This is a genomic window from Nocardia sp. SSK8 (genome assembly GCF_037034205.1).
In the GTDB taxonomy this organism is placed as follows: Bacteria; Actinomycetota; Actinomycetes; order Mycobacteriales; family Mycobacteriaceae; genus Nocardia.
In genome coordinates this window covers 187,360-201,637 of record NZ_JBAGKD010000001.1, presented here as the reverse complement: position 1 = coordinate 201,637, position 14,278 = coordinate 187,360, and the positions used below count along the sequence as shown (strand labels likewise).

The 14,278-nt window shown below is 68.8% G+C and carries 15 protein-coding genes; 10 read left to right on the top strand and 5 right to left on the bottom strand.

The features are described from left to right. Nucleotides 1-24: 24 nt before the first annotated feature. From recQ to WA675_RS00885, 3 genes are all read right to left on the bottom strand, one after another. A complete protein-coding gene (gene recQ / locus WA675_RS00895) occupies nucleotides 25-2,016 on the bottom strand; it encodes a DNA helicase RecQ (RefSeq protein WP_442945527.1) in 1,992 nt (663 codons plus the stop codon). 96 nt (nucleotides 2,017-2,112) lie between these two features. Further along, complete coding sequence (gene hisN / locus WA675_RS00890; protein ID WP_336081067.1) at nucleotides 2,113-2,898, bottom strand: histidinol-phosphatase; 786 nt, start codon at nucleotides 2,896-2,898, stop codon at nucleotides 2,113-2,115. Nucleotides 2,899-2,983: 85 nt separating this feature from the next. Continuing rightward, the gene (locus WA675_RS00885) at nucleotides 2,984-3,574 is read right to left on the bottom strand and encodes an NADPH-dependent FMN reductase (RefSeq protein ID WP_336081065.1); all 591 of its coding nucleotides are present in this window, start codon (nucleotides 3,572-3,574) and stop codon (nucleotides 2,984-2,986) included. A 141-nt stretch (nucleotides 3,575-3,715) separates the two neighbouring features. Between WA675_RS00885 and WA675_RS00880 the strand changes: the two genes are divergently transcribed. The 8 genes from WA675_RS00880 (at nucleotide 3,716) to ftsX (ending at nucleotide 10,088) form a co-directional block, all read left to right on the top strand. Continuing rightward, entirely contained in the window at nucleotides 3,716-3,880 is a 165-nt protein-coding gene (locus WA675_RS00880; RefSeq protein ID WP_442945554.1) for a hypothetical protein, read from the top strand. 83 nt (nucleotides 3,881-3,963) lie between these two features. Beyond that, nucleotides 3,964-5,349: a DUF4365 domain-containing protein gene (locus WA675_RS00875; RefSeq protein WP_336081063.1), complete on the top strand. Its 1,386-nt coding sequence runs from the start codon at nucleotides 3,964-3,966 to the stop codon at nucleotides 5,347-5,349. 106 nt (nucleotides 5,350-5,455) lie between these two features. After that, entirely contained in the window at nucleotides 5,456-6,196 is a 741-nt protein-coding gene (locus WA675_RS00870; protein WP_336081061.1) for a helix-turn-helix transcriptional regulator, read from the top strand. Nucleotides 6,197-6,250: 54 nt separating this feature from the next. After that, the gene (prfB, locus tag WA675_RS00865; RefSeq protein ID WP_336081060.1) at nucleotides 6,251-7,369 is read left to right on the top strand and encodes a peptide chain release factor 2; all 1,119 of its coding nucleotides are present in this window, start codon (nucleotides 6,251-6,253) and stop codon (nucleotides 7,367-7,369) included. Nucleotides 7,370-7,442: 73 nt separating this feature from the next. Further along, nucleotides 7,443-8,300 carry a mechanosensitive ion channel family protein gene (locus WA675_RS00860; RefSeq protein ID WP_336081059.1) on the top strand — a complete coding sequence of 286 codons (858 nt, stop codon included), beginning with the start codon at nucleotides 7,443-7,445 and terminating at the stop codon, nucleotides 8,298-8,300. After that, nucleotides 8,287-8,436, top strand: a complete 150-nt coding sequence (locus WA675_RS00855) for a hypothetical protein (RefSeq protein ID WP_336081057.1) — start codon at nucleotides 8,287-8,289, stop codon at nucleotides 8,434-8,436. The genes WA675_RS00860 and WA675_RS00855 overlap by 14 nt, the downstream gene beginning before the upstream one ends. Before the next feature lie 60 nt (nucleotides 8,437-8,496). Next, entirely contained in the window at nucleotides 8,497-9,186 is a 690-nt protein-coding gene (ftsE, locus tag WA675_RS00850; protein ID WP_336081055.1) for a cell division ATP-binding protein FtsE, read from the top strand. Then, nucleotides 9,186-10,088: a permease-like cell division protein FtsX gene (gene ftsX, locus WA675_RS00845; protein WP_336081054.1), complete on the top strand. Its 903-nt coding sequence runs from the start codon at nucleotides 9,186-9,188 to the stop codon at nucleotides 10,086-10,088. The genes ftsE and ftsX overlap by 1 nt, the downstream gene beginning before the upstream one ends. A gap of 33 nt (nucleotides 10,089-10,121) precedes the next feature. Here the strand turns inward: ftsX and WA675_RS00840 are convergent, their stop codons facing one another. Then, nucleotides 10,122-10,526 (bottom strand): MerR family transcriptional regulator, encoded by a 405-nt coding sequence (locus WA675_RS00840; RefSeq protein WP_336081053.1) that lies wholly within the window; start codon nucleotides 10,524-10,526, stop codon nucleotides 10,122-10,124. A 22-nt stretch (nucleotides 10,527-10,548) separates the two neighbouring features. On the opposite strand from WA675_RS00840, the gene WA675_RS00835 reads away from it, so the two are divergent. Beyond that, the gene (locus WA675_RS00835; protein ID WP_336081051.1) at nucleotides 10,549-11,310 is read left to right on the top strand and encodes an alpha/beta fold hydrolase; all 762 of its coding nucleotides are present in this window, start codon (nucleotides 10,549-10,551) and stop codon (nucleotides 11,308-11,310) included. A 14-nt stretch (nucleotides 11,311-11,324) separates the two neighbouring features. Here the strand turns inward: WA675_RS00835 and WA675_RS00830 are convergent, their stop codons facing one another. Continuing rightward, nucleotides 11,325-12,743, bottom strand: coding sequence for a glycosyltransferase family 39 protein (locus WA675_RS00830; RefSeq protein WP_336081050.1), 1,419 nt, complete (start codon nucleotides 12,741-12,743; stop codon nucleotides 11,325-11,327). 132 nt (nucleotides 12,744-12,875) lie between these two features. Between WA675_RS00830 and WA675_RS00825 the strand changes: the two genes are divergently transcribed. Next, the gene (locus WA675_RS00825) at nucleotides 12,876-14,270 is read left to right on the top strand and encodes an acyl-CoA dehydrogenase family protein (protein WP_336081049.1); all 1,395 of its coding nucleotides are present in this window, start codon (nucleotides 12,876-12,878) and stop codon (nucleotides 14,268-14,270) included. Nucleotides 14,271-14,278 lie beyond the last annotated feature (8 nt).

Genomic DNA, 14,278 nt, shown 5'->3' with positions numbered 1-14,278 from the left:
CGCGCCGACGGCCGGTCGCAGGGGCTATTCCTCGTGCAGCGTGGCCAGGACCCCCTCGCCGTAGCGGGCCAGCTTGTTCTCGCCGACGCCGGCGACGGTGCCGAGCGCGGCGAGGTCGGCGGGCTTGCGGGCCGCGATCTCGCGCAGGGTGGCGTCGTGGAACACCACGTAGGCGGGCACGCCCTGCTCCTTGGCGGTGGCCGCGCGCCAGGCCCGCAAGCGCTCGAAGAGCGGGACGTCGGCGGCGGGCAGGTCGACGGCGACCTTGGCCGACTTGGCCGCCCGGGCGGGTTTGGCCGCGCGCTCGGGCTCGCGGCGCATCGGCACCTGCCTGCCCTCGAAAAGCACCTCGTTGCTGGCGTCGGTGAGCGCGAGGACGCCGTATTCGCCCTGCACCGCGAGCAGGCCACCGGCCAGCAGCTGACGGACCACGCCCCGCCACTCGGTATCGCGCAGATCGGTGCCGATGCCGAAGACCGACAGCTCGTTGTGCCGGTGCTGGGTGATCTTCGGGTTGGTCTTGCCGAGCAGGATGTCGACGAGATGCCCGGCGCCGAACGCCTGGCCGCGTTCGCGCTTGAGCCGCAGGACCGTGGAGAGCATCTTCTGGGCGGGGACGGTGCCGTCCCAGGTCTGCGGCGGGTTCAGGCAGACATCGCAGTTGCCGCAGGCGGTGCCGGGCTGGCCGAAGTAGTTGAGCAGCTGGACGCGGCGGCAGCCCACCGTCTCGCACAGCGCGAGCATGGCGTCGAGGTGCAGTTGCAGCTGACGGCGGTGCGCGGCGTCGCCCTCGCTGGAGTCGATCATCTTGCGCTGCTGCACGACATCGGCCAGGCCGTAGACCATCCAGGCGGTCGACGGCTGGCCGTCGCGACCGGCGCGGCCGGTCTCCTGGTAGTAGCCCTCGATGGATTTGGGCAGGTCGAGGTGGGCGACGAAGCGGACATCGGGTTTGTCGATGCCCATGCCGAAGGCGATGGTCGCCACGACCACCAGGCCGTCCTCGCGCAGGAACCGGGCCTGGTTCTCCGCGCGGGTGCGGTTGTCCAGGCCCGCGTGATACGGCACCGCTCGCACCCCGTTCTCGGTGAGCATGGCCGCGGTCTTCTCCACCGAATTGCGCGAGAGGCAGTAGACGATGCCCGCGTCGCCGGGGTGTTCGGTGCGGATGAACTCGAGCAGCTGGCGGTCGGCCCGGTTCTTGCTCTCGATCCGGTACTGGATATTGGGCCGGTCGAAGCTGGCGACGAACTGTTTCGCCGCGCCGAGATCGAGCCGCTCGACGATCTCGGCGGCGGTCTTCTCGGTGGCGGTGGCGGTGAGCGCGATGCGCGGGACATCCGGCCAGCGCTCGTGCAGCAGCGACAGCGCCAGGTAGTCGGGCCGGAAATCGTGGCCCCACTGCGAGACACAGTGCGCCTCGTCGATGGCGAACAGCGCGACGGTGCCGCGATCGAGCAGCCGCAGGGTGGATTCCAGGCGCAGCCGTTCCGGCGCGAGATAGAGCAGGTCGAGCTCGCCGGCGACGAACTGGGCCTCCACCGTGCGCCGCTCGTCCGGCGACTGGGTGGAGTTGAGGAATCCGGCGCGCACCCCCAGCGCGCTGAGCGCGTCGACCTGGTCCTGCATGAGCGCGATCAGCGGAGAGACGACGACGCCGACGCCGGGGCGCACCAGCGAGGGCACCTGGTAGCACAGCGATTTGCCGCCGCCGGTGGGCATCAGGACCAGCGCGTCGCCGCCGCCGACGACCTGCTCGACGATGGCGGCCTGGTCGCCGCGGAAACTGTCGTAGCCGAAGACCCGGCTCAGCACCTCCTCGGCGGTCTCCGGGCGGCCGGGAGCCGCCGCCCGGGCCGGACCGGCCGGGGCGAGATCGTCGAAGTGGAAGCCGCCGGTGTCGTCGAAGTCGTGCTCGGAGACGTACCCGCCACCGGACGCGTAGGCGTCGTCGGGCGGGAAGTCCTCGGGCGGGAAGTCGTCGATGTCGGGGGCTGTGGCGCCGGAATTGCTCACCGGGCCATCCTACGAGCGAGCGCCCGGCCCGCAGCCCGGCCGAGGGCCCGGATCATGGCCCTGACCGGAAGTTGTCCACAGGTGGACAACTCGGATTCAGCCGCGCAAACGGTCCAGGACCTCGGCCTGGAGCAGGCCGTTGCTGGCCACGGCGTCGCCGCCGTGCGGGCCGGGCCGTCCGTCCAGGGAGCTGAACGTGCCGCCCGCCTCGCGGACCAGGATGTCGAGGGCGGCCAGGTCCCACAGCGAGACCTCGGGCTCGGCCGCGATGTCCACCGCGCCCTCGGCGACCAGGCAGTAGTTGAAGAAATCGCCGTAGCCGCGCACCCGCCAGACCTCGTCGGTGAGGTCGACGAACTTCTCCCGCAGGCCGCGTTCGCGCCAGCCGGACAGGCTGGAGAACGCCAGACTGGCGTCGCCGAGCTCGCTGACGGCCGAGACCGACAGCGGGGTGGGCGCGCCCGGGTGGACCTGCACCCAGGCCCCCGATCCGGCCGCCGCCCACCAGCGCCTGCCCAGCGCGGGCGCGCTCACCACGCCGACCACCGGGACACCGTCCTCGAGCAGGGCGATCAGGCTCGCCCACACCGGGACACCGCGCACGAAGTTCTTGGTGCCGTCGATCGGGTCGACCACCCACTGCCTGCCGCTGAACTCGGCGTCGCCGCCGAACTCTTCGCCGAGCACGGCGTCATCGGGGCGTTCCGCGCCGAGCACCCGCCGGATGACCTGCTCCACCGCCAGATCGGCGTCCGAGACAGGCGTGAGGTCCGGTTTCGCGTCGACCTTCAGGTCCACGGCGCCGAAGCGCACCTTCGAGATCGCGTCGGCGTCGTCGGCCAGGCGCAGGGCGAGGTCCAGGTCAGCGGTGTAGGCAGCCACGGGGGAAGTGTATTCGGGGGCCTGCGCCGCCGTGGTCGCGGTTCCCCCGCCGTGCCACGCGATCAACCGAGCGCCCGCCTGCCGATCAAGCCGCGACCGGCACCGACCTCGCCGCCACCAGAGCGCTCGCCCACCAGTGCAATTGGTCGAGCATCGCCCGCGCGGCCGCCTCGGATTCGGCGGGCTCGCGCAGTCCACCCTCGTCGTCGAAGAGCAAGTAGTAGCGCGGGAACGAGACGTAGTTGCGCACGGTGTGGGCGTTGAGCTCGTTGAACACCTGGCGCAGGTGCTCGATGGCCAGCAGCCCGCCCGAGGCGCCGCTGTAGCCGACGAAGCCGATGGTCTTGGCGTCCCACTGGGTGAAGTGCCAGTCGATGACGGCCTTGAGCGCGGCGGGATAACTGCGGTTGTGGTCGGGGGTGACGATCACGTACGCGTCGGCGGCGGCCAGGCGTTCGGTGAGCGCGGTCATGCCTGCCGGGCGGACCGGGTCGGGGTCCATGGCGGGTGGCACCGCGGGCAGCGCGGCGGGCACCTCGGCCTCGGCCAGGTCGATCACGTCGACCTCGAAACGGTCGTCGACCTGCTGGGCGAACCAGTTCGCGACCACCGGCCCGAACCGGCCCTCCCGGACGCTGCCGATGACGATCGCGAGCTTCAGTGGCTGTGTGGACACGCTGTCCTCCTGCTGTCGGAACCCGGCACGATCGGCCGGTGACTCCACTCTCGCCGCGCGGCAGCCGGGCAGGGAGACCACGCTGAGAGTGGTAGTGACACGGCCACTCTCGGCGCCGCCGCGATGGGTACCGTCGAAGGGGTGAGCGACAACGAACTCGGGTTGTTCCTGCGGACCCGCCGCGAGGCGGTCTCCCCCGCCGAGGTCGGCCTGCCCACCGGCCCGCGCAGGCGCACCCCCGGCTTGCGCCGCGCCGAGGTGGCGATGCTGGCCGGGGTGAGATGTTCGCTACACACTCCTTGTTAGATCTCTAGCCGCTACCCTTCAACGCGTCCAACTAGTCGCGGACCATTCCTCTGGTCACCGCGCGCCATGATCCGGGGGGGCATTTGCCGAAGGTTCCTGATTCTCGCAAAACTAGTCGTGCGGCGGTCAACGCGCTGCGGACGCTTCTGGAGCGACACAATCACATCGTTCAGGAGGTAGACGGCCAGAACGACTTCGGCGAAGACCAACACGTCACGTTCACCGAGGACGGTGAGGTCACCGGCGACCTGGTCAAGATCCAGGTCAAGGGTGGCCGTTCACGGCGCAGGTCCGGCGGATACGCCGTGCCAATCGGTGACCACGGCAACACCTGGGCCGATGGCAACATTCCGGTGCTCTGCGTCGTGCATGACCCAGACACCGACGGCCTCTACTGGGCCAACGCCACCAAGCAACTTCTGTCGGCGCGGCGGAAAGGGGACATGCTCAAGTCCATTAGCGTCAACTCGGAGCAGGAGCTGCATGACGAATCCATCGCCGACTTCGTCGCCGAGGTCAGGGCCTACCTCAGCCGCTATCGGGGCAACCGGATCATCCAAGCCCAGTTGGGTGAGATGGCAGGCGTCGAATTCGGTCCATCGGACATCGTGCAGCACCACGTCAACGTATTTGGCGAGGATTTGATCTTTTGGCAGCGCCAAGGTGAGGGATTCGCGACTTTGCTCCACAGCGACCTCGACTGGTACCCGGAGCACATCGGCCCCGAGCACTTCTACCCCAACGGCCGACCAGGGCTTCTACCCGGCATGTCTGTACTGGTGGACAAGATACTGAGTAAAGCTGAGGCGCAGTGGTTAGCTGCTTGCTTCGATGCCGCTCAATGGGCTCGCAAACCCCCAGTTGACGTAGCGCAGCTTCATACCAACATCGACGCACGTGACAACTACGTCGCCAGGCGAATCGAACACCGTCTTCGGGTCGAACCCGACTCGTTGCCCCGATCGATCCAGGTTCTCCGCAAGGAAACCGCGACCGACCAAGATCTGGCTGTCATCGCCACGAAGTTGGAGGCGGACGCTGACGCAAGTACCGAGGCGCACTCGAAACCGTGGCGCGAGATGTCAGATAGGGCCCGCCGACTGGTCACCTTCTACCTAGTCGAGGAAGTGCTAGTAGGTCCACCTGCCCTGCCGATCGACGAGCAGTTCCGGATCGTCTGGCGGTGCCCCCGGCCGACCGGAGAATACGGTTTCGATGCGCGAGTCGGACAACCGAGTACTCGCATGACGTCAGGCCGACAGTTGGTCAGCGCATGCGAGCTCAAGTCGGGAGACAGGATCTACTGGCTGAGCCGCTATGGGAACGAACGGGGCCGGAACGTATCGGCCGTCTGGGATTCCGAGGACAAGCCGGGAGCCGTCTGTGTTCTGTTCGATCAGCTGACGTTGGGAGACACCTTTTGGCCGGAGGAGCGCTTCGTCCGGAGGGCGTCCACCGAACCTCGGTGATGGCGCAGCAAGCGGACTGTCTCGGCTTGCCCCGGGATGTGACCTGTCTGCACGCGACGATCTCATCTCAGTTTGGTCTGCAGCTCCGGTCATAGGGAGTGCAGAAGTGGCACCAGCCACAGGGGTGAGTGTGGAGTATCTGATCCGGCTCGAGCATGGCCGGGATCGGCATCCATCGCCGCCGGTGTTGTCGGCGCTGGCCGACACGCTGCGGTTGAGTCCGCGGGAGCGGGTGCATCTGCATCAGCTCACCAAGGGGATGTCCGGATTCAGTTGTGGCGCCGTGGAGAACGGGCCCAATCGTACGGTTCGGCCGACCGTGCGGGCGATCCTCGATCAGCTCGGGCCCGCGCCCGCCGCGGTCACCAACCGGTTCACCGAGGTGCTGGCCTGCACCGAGGGGTATCGCAGGCTGATGGCGCCGAGCGGGTTGTTCGAGCAGGGCGAGCCCGCCAATGTGGCGCGGTTCGTGTTCACCCAGCCCGGCGCGCGCGAGCTGTACGCGAACTGGGACGCGGCCGCGGACATGCTGGTCGCCTCGCTCAAACAGGGTCCGTTCCGGGCCGATCCGATCGTGTCCGCCCTGGTCGACGAGCTCACCGTGACCGCGGGCGCCGCCTTTACCGACCGGCTGGCCACGCTGCCGGGGCTGCCGCCCTCGGGCGGGGTGATCCGGTTCGAGCATCCCGAGGCGGGCGCGCTGCGGCTGGCCTACGAATCGCTGGAACTGTCCGTCGACGACGACCAGGTGCTGTTCGTGCTGCTACCCGCCGACACCGCGAGCGCGAGCGCGCTCGACGCGCTGCTGGGCAGGCGGCCCGGTGGGTTGCGCGCCGTCGCGGGCTGACCGCGGGGTGCGGGTGTTTCACCGTGTCGGCGGCGACCGGTAACCTAGGACATCGTGCATCCTGACGTTATCGCCGATCTGGCCGAACTCGACACCACGCTCAAGACGGTCGAGTCGGTCCTCGATGTCGAGGAGCTCCGCCGTCGCATCGACGAGCTCGAACATCAGGCCGCCGATCCGGAGCTGTGGAACAACCAGGACCACGCCCAGCAGGTCACCAGCGAGCTCTCGCACGCGCAGAGCGAATTGCGCCGCGTGGAGGATCTGCGTCAGCGCCTCGAGGACCTGCCGGTGCTCTACGAGCTGGCCGAGGCCGAGGAGGGCGCGGCCGCCGCGGAGGCCACCGCCGACGCCGACGCCGAGCGGGCCACCCTGCGCGTGGACATCGAGGCGATGGAAGTGCGCACCCTGCTCTCCGGCGAGTACGACAAGCGTGACGCGCTGGTCAATATCCGCTCCGGCGCCGGTGGCGTGGACGCGGCCGACTGGGCGCAGATGCTGATGCGCATGTACATCCGCTGGGCCGAGCGGCACGGGTACTCGGTCGAGGTCTACGACACCTCCTACGCCGAGGAGGCCGGGATCAAGAGCGCGACCTTCGCGGTGAAGTCGGCGTATGCCTACGGCACGCTCTCGGTCGAGATGGGTACCCACCGCCTGGTGCGGATCAGCCCGTTCGACAACCAGGGCCGCCGCCAGACCTCCTTCGCCGAGGTCGAGGTGCTGCCGGTGGTGGAGACCACCGACCACATCGAGATCCCCGACGGTGATGTGCGCGTGGATGTCTACCGGTCCTCGGGCCCCGGCGGCCAGTCGGTCAACACCACCGACTCCGCGGTGCGCCTGACCCACATCCCCACCGGCATCGTGGTCACCTGCCAGAACGAGAAGTCGCAGCTGCAGAACAAGATCTCGGCCATGCGCGTGCTGCAGGCCAAGCTGCTCGAGCGCAAGCGCCAGGAGGAGCGCGCCCAGATGGACGCGCTCAAGACCAACGAGGGCGCGTCCTGGGGCAACCAGATGCGCTCCTACGTGCTGCACCCGTACCAGATGGTCAAGGACCTGCGCACCAACCACGAGGTGAACAACCCCACGGCGGTGCTCGACGGCGATATCGACGGGTTCATCGAATCCGGAATCCGTTGGCGCATGCGCGATCAGGCCGACGCGTAGCCATCTGTTCGCTCACCGGTGTGAGCGAGCTCGCGTTTGACCTGGCACCGTGACCGGGCTGTAACCTTTTCGTGTGAACGACCTTCTCGCGATCAACACCGCCCCCGAGATCACCGCCTGGCTGCGGTCGTCCGGGCTCGAGATCGTGCTGCTCGTCGTCGGAGCGATGCTCTTCGGCCGGTTCGCCGCGTTCGTCCGCGACCGCGTGACCAGCAAGATCGACTCCGGTTTCCACACCAGCGACGCGCTGGTGCGCACCGAGGCGGCCAAGCACCGGCACGCCCTGGCCCAGGTCATCACCTGGGTGGTGCTGACCATCGTCTACGTCCTGGTCGGCATCGAGGTCTTACGCAGGCTGGGCTTCGCGGTGACCGGTCTGGTCGCGCCCGCGGCCGTGCTCGGTGCCGCGCTCGGTTTCGGCGCGCAGCGCATCGTGCAGGACATTCTGGCCGGGTTCTTCCTCATCACCGAACGCCAGTACGGCTTCGGTGACGTGGTCCGCATCGCGGTGACCGGCTCCGGCGATCCGGCCGAGGGCACGGTCGAGGACGTGACCTTGCGCATCACCACACTGCGCAATTCCGACGGTGAGGTGATCACCGTGCCCAACGGCCAGATCGTGAAGGTCACCAACCTGTCCAAGGACTGGGCGCGCGCCGCGATCGACGTGCCGGTTTCCTCCCAGGCCGATATCAACAAGATCAACGAGATCCTGCACGAGGTGTGCACCAAGGCGTACCGGGACCGCAAGCTCGAGCCGCTGCTGCTCGACGAGCCCTCGGTGATGGGTGTGGAGGGGCTCACCCTCGACGAGATGAACATCCGGATGGTTGCCCGCACATTGCCGGGCAAGCAATTCGAAGTGGGTCGCGAGCTGCGCGTTCGGGTCGCCGCGGCACTGCGGAAGGAAGGAATCAGTGAAACCACGTAAGTCCACGGCGATCCTGATGGCCGCGTGGCTGTCGACCTTCGTCGTCTATGTGCTCGTCAAGCCCGTCGAGAACACCGGCACCGCGCCGACGACGCTGCTCAACACCGTCCCGGCCTGGGCCGATCCGACGCGCTGAGGCCGCCCGCGGCCGTTGTCGGCCAGGTCACCGGGCGCCCGCTGGCTACACTGGCTCCCCGTGATCACCATGCGCAACGTCACCAAGTCGTACAAGACCTCGACGCGGCCGGCGCTGGACAACGTCTCCGTCGAGGTGGACAAGGGCGAATTCGTCTTCATCATCGGCCCGTCCGGTTCGGGGAAGTCGACCTTCATGCGGCTGCTGCTCAAGGAGGAGACGCCGACCAGCGGCGAGATCCGGGTCGCGGACTTCCGGGTCGACCGGTTGCCGGGCCGCAAGGTGCCCAAGTTGCGGCAGCGCATCGGGTGCGTGTTCCAGGACTTCCGGCTGCTGCAGCAGAAGACGGTGGAGCAGAACGTGGCCTTCGCGCTCGAGGTGATCGGCAAGCGGCGCCAGTTCATCGAGCGCACGGTGCCCGAGGTGCTCGACATGGTCGGGCTGGGCGGCAAGGGCAATCGCCTGCCGTCGGAGCTGTCCGGAGGTGAGCAGCAGCGGGTGGCGATCGCGCGCGCGTTCGTCAACCGGCCGCTGGTGCTGCTCGCCGACGAGCCGACCGGCAATCTCGACCCGGAGACCAGCGCCGACATCATGGCGCTGCTGGAACGGATCAACCGCACCGGGACCACGGTGCTGATGGCCACCCACGACAATCACATCGTCGACGCCATGCGCAGGCGGGTGGTGGAACTCGATCACGGCAGACTCGTGCGCGACGAGGCGACCGGTGTCTACGGGGTGGGGCGATAATGCGACTGAGTTTCCTGTTCACCGAGGTCGCCGACGGGCTGCGCCGCAACCTGACGATGACCATCGCGATGATCCTGACCACCGCGGTGTCGCTGATGATGCTCGGCGGCGGCATGCTGTCGGTGCGGATGGCCGACAAGACCGAGAACTTCTTCATCGGCCGCCTCGAGGTGCGCTTCTATCTCGACGACGTGGTCTCCGACACCGATCCCGACTGCGCCGCCGAGCCGTGCAAGACGCTGCTGGCCGACCTGAAGTCCACCTCCGGGGTGGAGAGCGTGCAGTTCCTCAACCGCGCCGACGCGCTGGAGGAGGCCAAGAAGCTCTTCGCCGATCAGCCGGAGATGGTGCAGTACATCAGCGATTCCCCGCTGCCCGCCTCGCTGCGGGTGAAGATGACCGACGCCGATCAGTACCAGCACATCTACGACAGCTTCGCCACCCGCGAGGGCGTGCGGATCGTCGCCAACGACAAGGAGTTCGTGGATCGGCTGGTGAGCCTGTTCGACGGATTGCGCAATGCCGCGTTCGGGCTGGCGCTGGTGATGGCGCTGGCGGCCATGCTGCTGGTGCTGAACATGGTGCAGATCGCCGCGTTCACCCGGCGCACGGAAGTCGGCATCATGCGCCTGGTCGGCGCGACGCGCTGGTATACCCAGCTGCCGTTCCTGCTGGAGGCGGTGGCGGCGGCGTTCGTCGGCTCGGTGCTGGCGGTGCTGGGTCTAGTGATCGCGCGGCCGCTGGTGATCGACCGGGCGCTGGGCCCGCTGTTCGACAGCAATGTCTTCCCGCGCATCACCGGTGATGACATCGCGGTGGTCGCGCTGACCATCGCGCCGATCGGCATCGTCTTCGCGGCGGCGACGGCCTATCTCACGCTGCGGTTCTACGTGCGCGAGTGAGTCGCGCGGCGGGACCTGCGCCGGTCCAGCCGCTCAGCTCGCTGACGGATCGGCGTGGGCGAGGCTGGCGTCGAGCTGCGCGGTGAGCTGGGCGCGCTGCCGGTCGAGGACCTCGATGCGGCGGTTCAGTTCGGCCGTGCGCTCGGCCATCACCCGCACCGACATCTCGCAGGCCTGCACCGGGCCGTCCACGGGCGCGCACGGGAGCAGCGCGGCGATGTCGTCGGTGGTCAGTCCGGCGGCGAGCAGTTCGCGAATCCGTTCGACGGTGCGCAGCGCGTCCTCGGGGTAGGTGCGATAGCCGTTGGGATCGCGGTGAGGCCGCAGCAGGCCCTGTTCCTCGTAGTAGCGCAGCAGGCGCGCGGCGACGCCGGTGCGCCGGGCCACTTCACCGATCAGCATGTGATCTCCGGCTCCGGGCTTGACCTTCGCATCCATGTGAATACCTAACTTCGCTGACATGACAGCGATTCCCTTGCAGACCACCGTCCACGGCTCGGGCCCCGGCCTCGTCCTCGCCCATGGGGCCGAGGGCGGGATCGAGGCCAACTTCGGCCCGGTGCTTCCCGCGCTCGCCCGCACCCACACCGTGGTCGGCTCCGACTATCCGGCCGACGACACCCCGCTGACCCTCGACGGCCTCGCCGATGCCCTGGTGGCCGCCGCGGTCGCGGCGGGCGTGGAGACCTTCACCATCGCCGGGTTCTCCCTCGGCACCGCGGTGGCCGTGCGCGCGGCCGCCCGTCATCCCGAACGGGTCACCGGGCTGCTGCTCACCGCGGGGTTCGCCGCACCGGACAATCGCGCGCGGCTGATCGTGCGGAGCTGGCAGGACCTGATCGATCGCGAGGACCGCGCCGGTTTCGCGCGCCTGGCCCTGGTGACGGGCTTCTCTTCTCGCTACCTCGACGACCTGTCCCGCGAGACCGTCGACGAACTCGTGGACGGGATCGGCGCCTCGATTCCCGGCGGCACCTGGCAGCAGGCGGACCTGGTCGACCGGGCCGACACCACCGCCGACCTGCCCGGCATCACGGTGCCGACCCTCGTCGTGGCCACCACCGCCGACCTGCTGATCGACCCCGTCAACTCCCGTGCGCTCGCCGCCGCGATCCCCGGGGCCGAATACGCCGAGATCGACGCGGGGCACGTGGTCATGGCCGAGCAGCCGGACGCCTGGGAGAAACTCCTGACCGACTTCCTGGAGCGCCACCGGCTCTGAGACCGGACCCGGGATCACCCCAAGGCGCGGAGGTGGGGCCACAGTTCGGACCAGGGTCGGCGGGGTTCGCGGCAGACGTACAGCGGGGAACCCTGTTCGTCGTTGTCGATCCCGAGGCCGTTGTCGATCACGCCCGCCGGTTCGACGCTCGCGCACAACGCGGTGAGCCGGTCGTGGTCGAGGCCGACGGTGAGGACCGTGGTCGCGGTGTCCGGCGGTGGGCCCCACCACCAATACGCGTTGTGGCCCGAATGCGGTGTGGGCAGGCCATATTCGGCGCCGTAGTGCTCGATGGCCCCCGCTTCGCCGTAATTGGCGGTGAGGATGGCCGCGCCGGGCGGGTAAGCGGCGGCGACCTGTTCGACGAAGTGGGGCCAGCCGATGGTCTCGCCCGCGTCGTAGTTGACCGCGAGCACCGGGGAATCCGGGACCGCCTCGACCGGCAGCAGCGGCAGGAACATCGAGGCGGACAGCACCGCGTTCACCGCCACCACCGAACCCACTGCCGCCCAGCGCTTCCGGCTCGCGCCGAGCCATCCGGTCAGCCCGACGGCCCCTGCCGCCAGCAGCACCGGATACATCCCGCCGAGGTAGTAGGCCTTGCCGCCCGCGACCAGGAAGACCACGAACAGCAGCGCGTAGGTCAGCGCGAAGGCCCGGTACCGCGAGCGCCACAGCCACCACAGGCCGTATCCCCACAGCGGCACCAGCAGCGGCCCGATCAGGCCGAATTGCAAGAGCACGAACATGATCGGCGAGTCCGAGGTGCCCGAGGACCCCGCGGCGATGGCGCGACTCAGGGTCCACTGCGGCCAGCCGTTGCTCGCCTGCCACCACAGATAGGGCGCTACCAGGACCGCCGCGATGCCGAGCGATATCGGAAAGTACCTGGTGGCGAGGATCTTTCGCTGCGGTGTCAGCAGCAGGGCGACAACCAGCGCGACGACCGGCACCAGGATCAGCACCTTGTTCTGCACCCCGAGCCCTACCGCCGCGCCGACCGCGAGCCACCATCGCGGGTCCGCCCCGCGCACCAGCTTCAGCACCAGCAGGCTGATCAGCGACCAGAACGCCAGGTCGAAGATCGTGGTCCCGAACAGGTGCCCGGCGCCCTGCACGAGCGCCGCGCTCGCCACCGCGCCCGCGGTCAGCAGCCGCGCGCCACGCCCGCCACCGAGCACACCCGCCATCGCGCCCGCGCACACCACGACCACAGTGGCGGCGAGCACCGCGGGCACGCGCAGTAGCCACAGCGCATCGGGATCGATCGTCGCGAGCAGGCGCGCCAGGGCGGGCACGAACGGCGGCTGATCGGGATAACCCCAGTCCAGACGCTGTCCGGCGGCCAGGAAGTACAGCTCGTCACGGTGGTAGCCGTAGCGCGCGGAAGTCAGCAACAACACGAGCGCGAAGGCCGACGCCAGGACAGACACCTGTCCAGCGTGACAGAATCCGGCGATTCTCCCAAGGGGGATCTTGCACTTCTTACTCCAGAGTAAGATAGTCTTACCGAGGAGTAAGATAGGCGGGGCAGCCAGTGTCCCGACAGCCGAGGAAATCAGGTGATGATGAGCACTCGAGACAGCGCGACCAAGCGACGTCCGAACGACACGTCCGCGGTCGGCCTCAGCCAGCCCAAGCGGGACTGGATGGGCACCGCGATGCGCGCTTTGACGACCATTACCGGGTCGGAGCTCGCCGAGAAGTACAACTTGCGCAAGCCCATCGAGCGAGTCACCTACGAGGGCACCAAGACCGGGTTCCGCACGCTGGGCGCGGCCACCCGCACCTTCGCCAAGGTCACCGGGGGCGGCAAGCCGCAGCGCCTGGCCGACAACGAGGCCAAGACCAAGGACTACTTCGACCTCACCCCGTCCGACGAGCAGCAGATGATCGTCGAGACCGTGAAGGACTTCGCCGGTGAGATCCTGCGCCCGGCCGCCTACGAGGCCGACAACGCCGCCAAGGCCCCGCGCGATCTGCTCGAGCGCGCCGCCGAACTCGGCATCACCCTGATCAATGTGCCCGAGGAGCTCGAGGGCGCCGCCGCCGAGCGGGGCGCGGTCACCAATTCCCTGGTCGCCGAGGCACTCGCGCACGGTGACATGGGCCTCGCGCTGCCGATCCTGGCGCCCAGCGGTGTCGCCGTGGCGCTGTCGCAGTGGGGCACCGACGCCCAGCAGAAGACCTACCTGCCCGCCTTCACCGGCGAGAACGTGCCGCAGGCCTCGGTGGTCATCGCCGAGCCGCGCGCCCTGTTCGACCCCTTCGCGCTGCAGACCAAGGCCACCCGCTCCCCCAGCGGCTACCGCCTCAACGGTGTGAAGAGCCTGGTCCCGGCCGCCGCCGACGCCGAGCTGTTCATCGTCGCCGCCGAGCTCGACGGGCGCCCGGCGCTGTTCGTCGTCGAGTCCGACTCCGCGGGCCTGACGGTGGAGGCCGACCCGAGCATGGGTCTGCGGGCCGCGGGCCTGGGTCGGCTGATCTTGGACAATGTCGCCGTGAGCGCCGACGCCGTCCTCGGTGACGGTGACGCCGTCGCCCGCGCCGCCGAGTACACCGACGCCGTGCAGCTGGCCCGCCTCGGCTGGTCGTCGCTGGCCATCGGCACCGGTCAGGCCGTGCTCGACTACGTGATCCCCTACGTGAACGAGCGCGAAGCCTTCGGCGAGCCGATCTCGCACCGTCAGGCGGTCGCGTTCATGGTCGCCAATATGGCCATCGAGCTCGACGGCCTCCGGCTCGTGACCCTGCGGGGTGCGTCACGCGCCGAGCAGGGCCTGTCGTTCCACCGCGAGGCGGCGCTGGCCCGCAAGCTGGCCACCGACAAGGGCATGCAGATCGGTCTGGACGGCGTGCAGCTGCTCGGCGGCCACGGCTTCACCAAGGAACACCCGGTCGAGCGCTGGTACCGCGACCTTCGTGCCATCGGCGTCGCCGAGGGCATCGTGCTGGTGTAACGGCCCGT

Bases quoted from the DNA above. Each gene is read 5' to 3' on its own strand.
- WA675_RS00825 (WP_336081049.1), top strand. From the start codon at position 12,876: ATGATGAGCACTCGAGACAGCGCGACCAAGCGACGTCCGAACGACACG.
- ftsX (WP_336081054.1), top strand. From the start codon at position 9,186: ATGCGACTGAGTTTCCTGTTCACCGAGGTCGCCGACGGGCTGCGCCGC.
- WA675_RS00840 (WP_336081053.1), bottom strand. From the start codon at position 10,526: ATGGATGCGAAGGTCAAGCCCGGAGCCGGAGATCACATGCTGATCGGT.
- WA675_RS00835 (WP_336081051.1), top strand. From the start codon at position 10,549: ATGACAGCGATTCCCTTGCAGACCACCGTCCACGGCTCGGGCCCCGGC.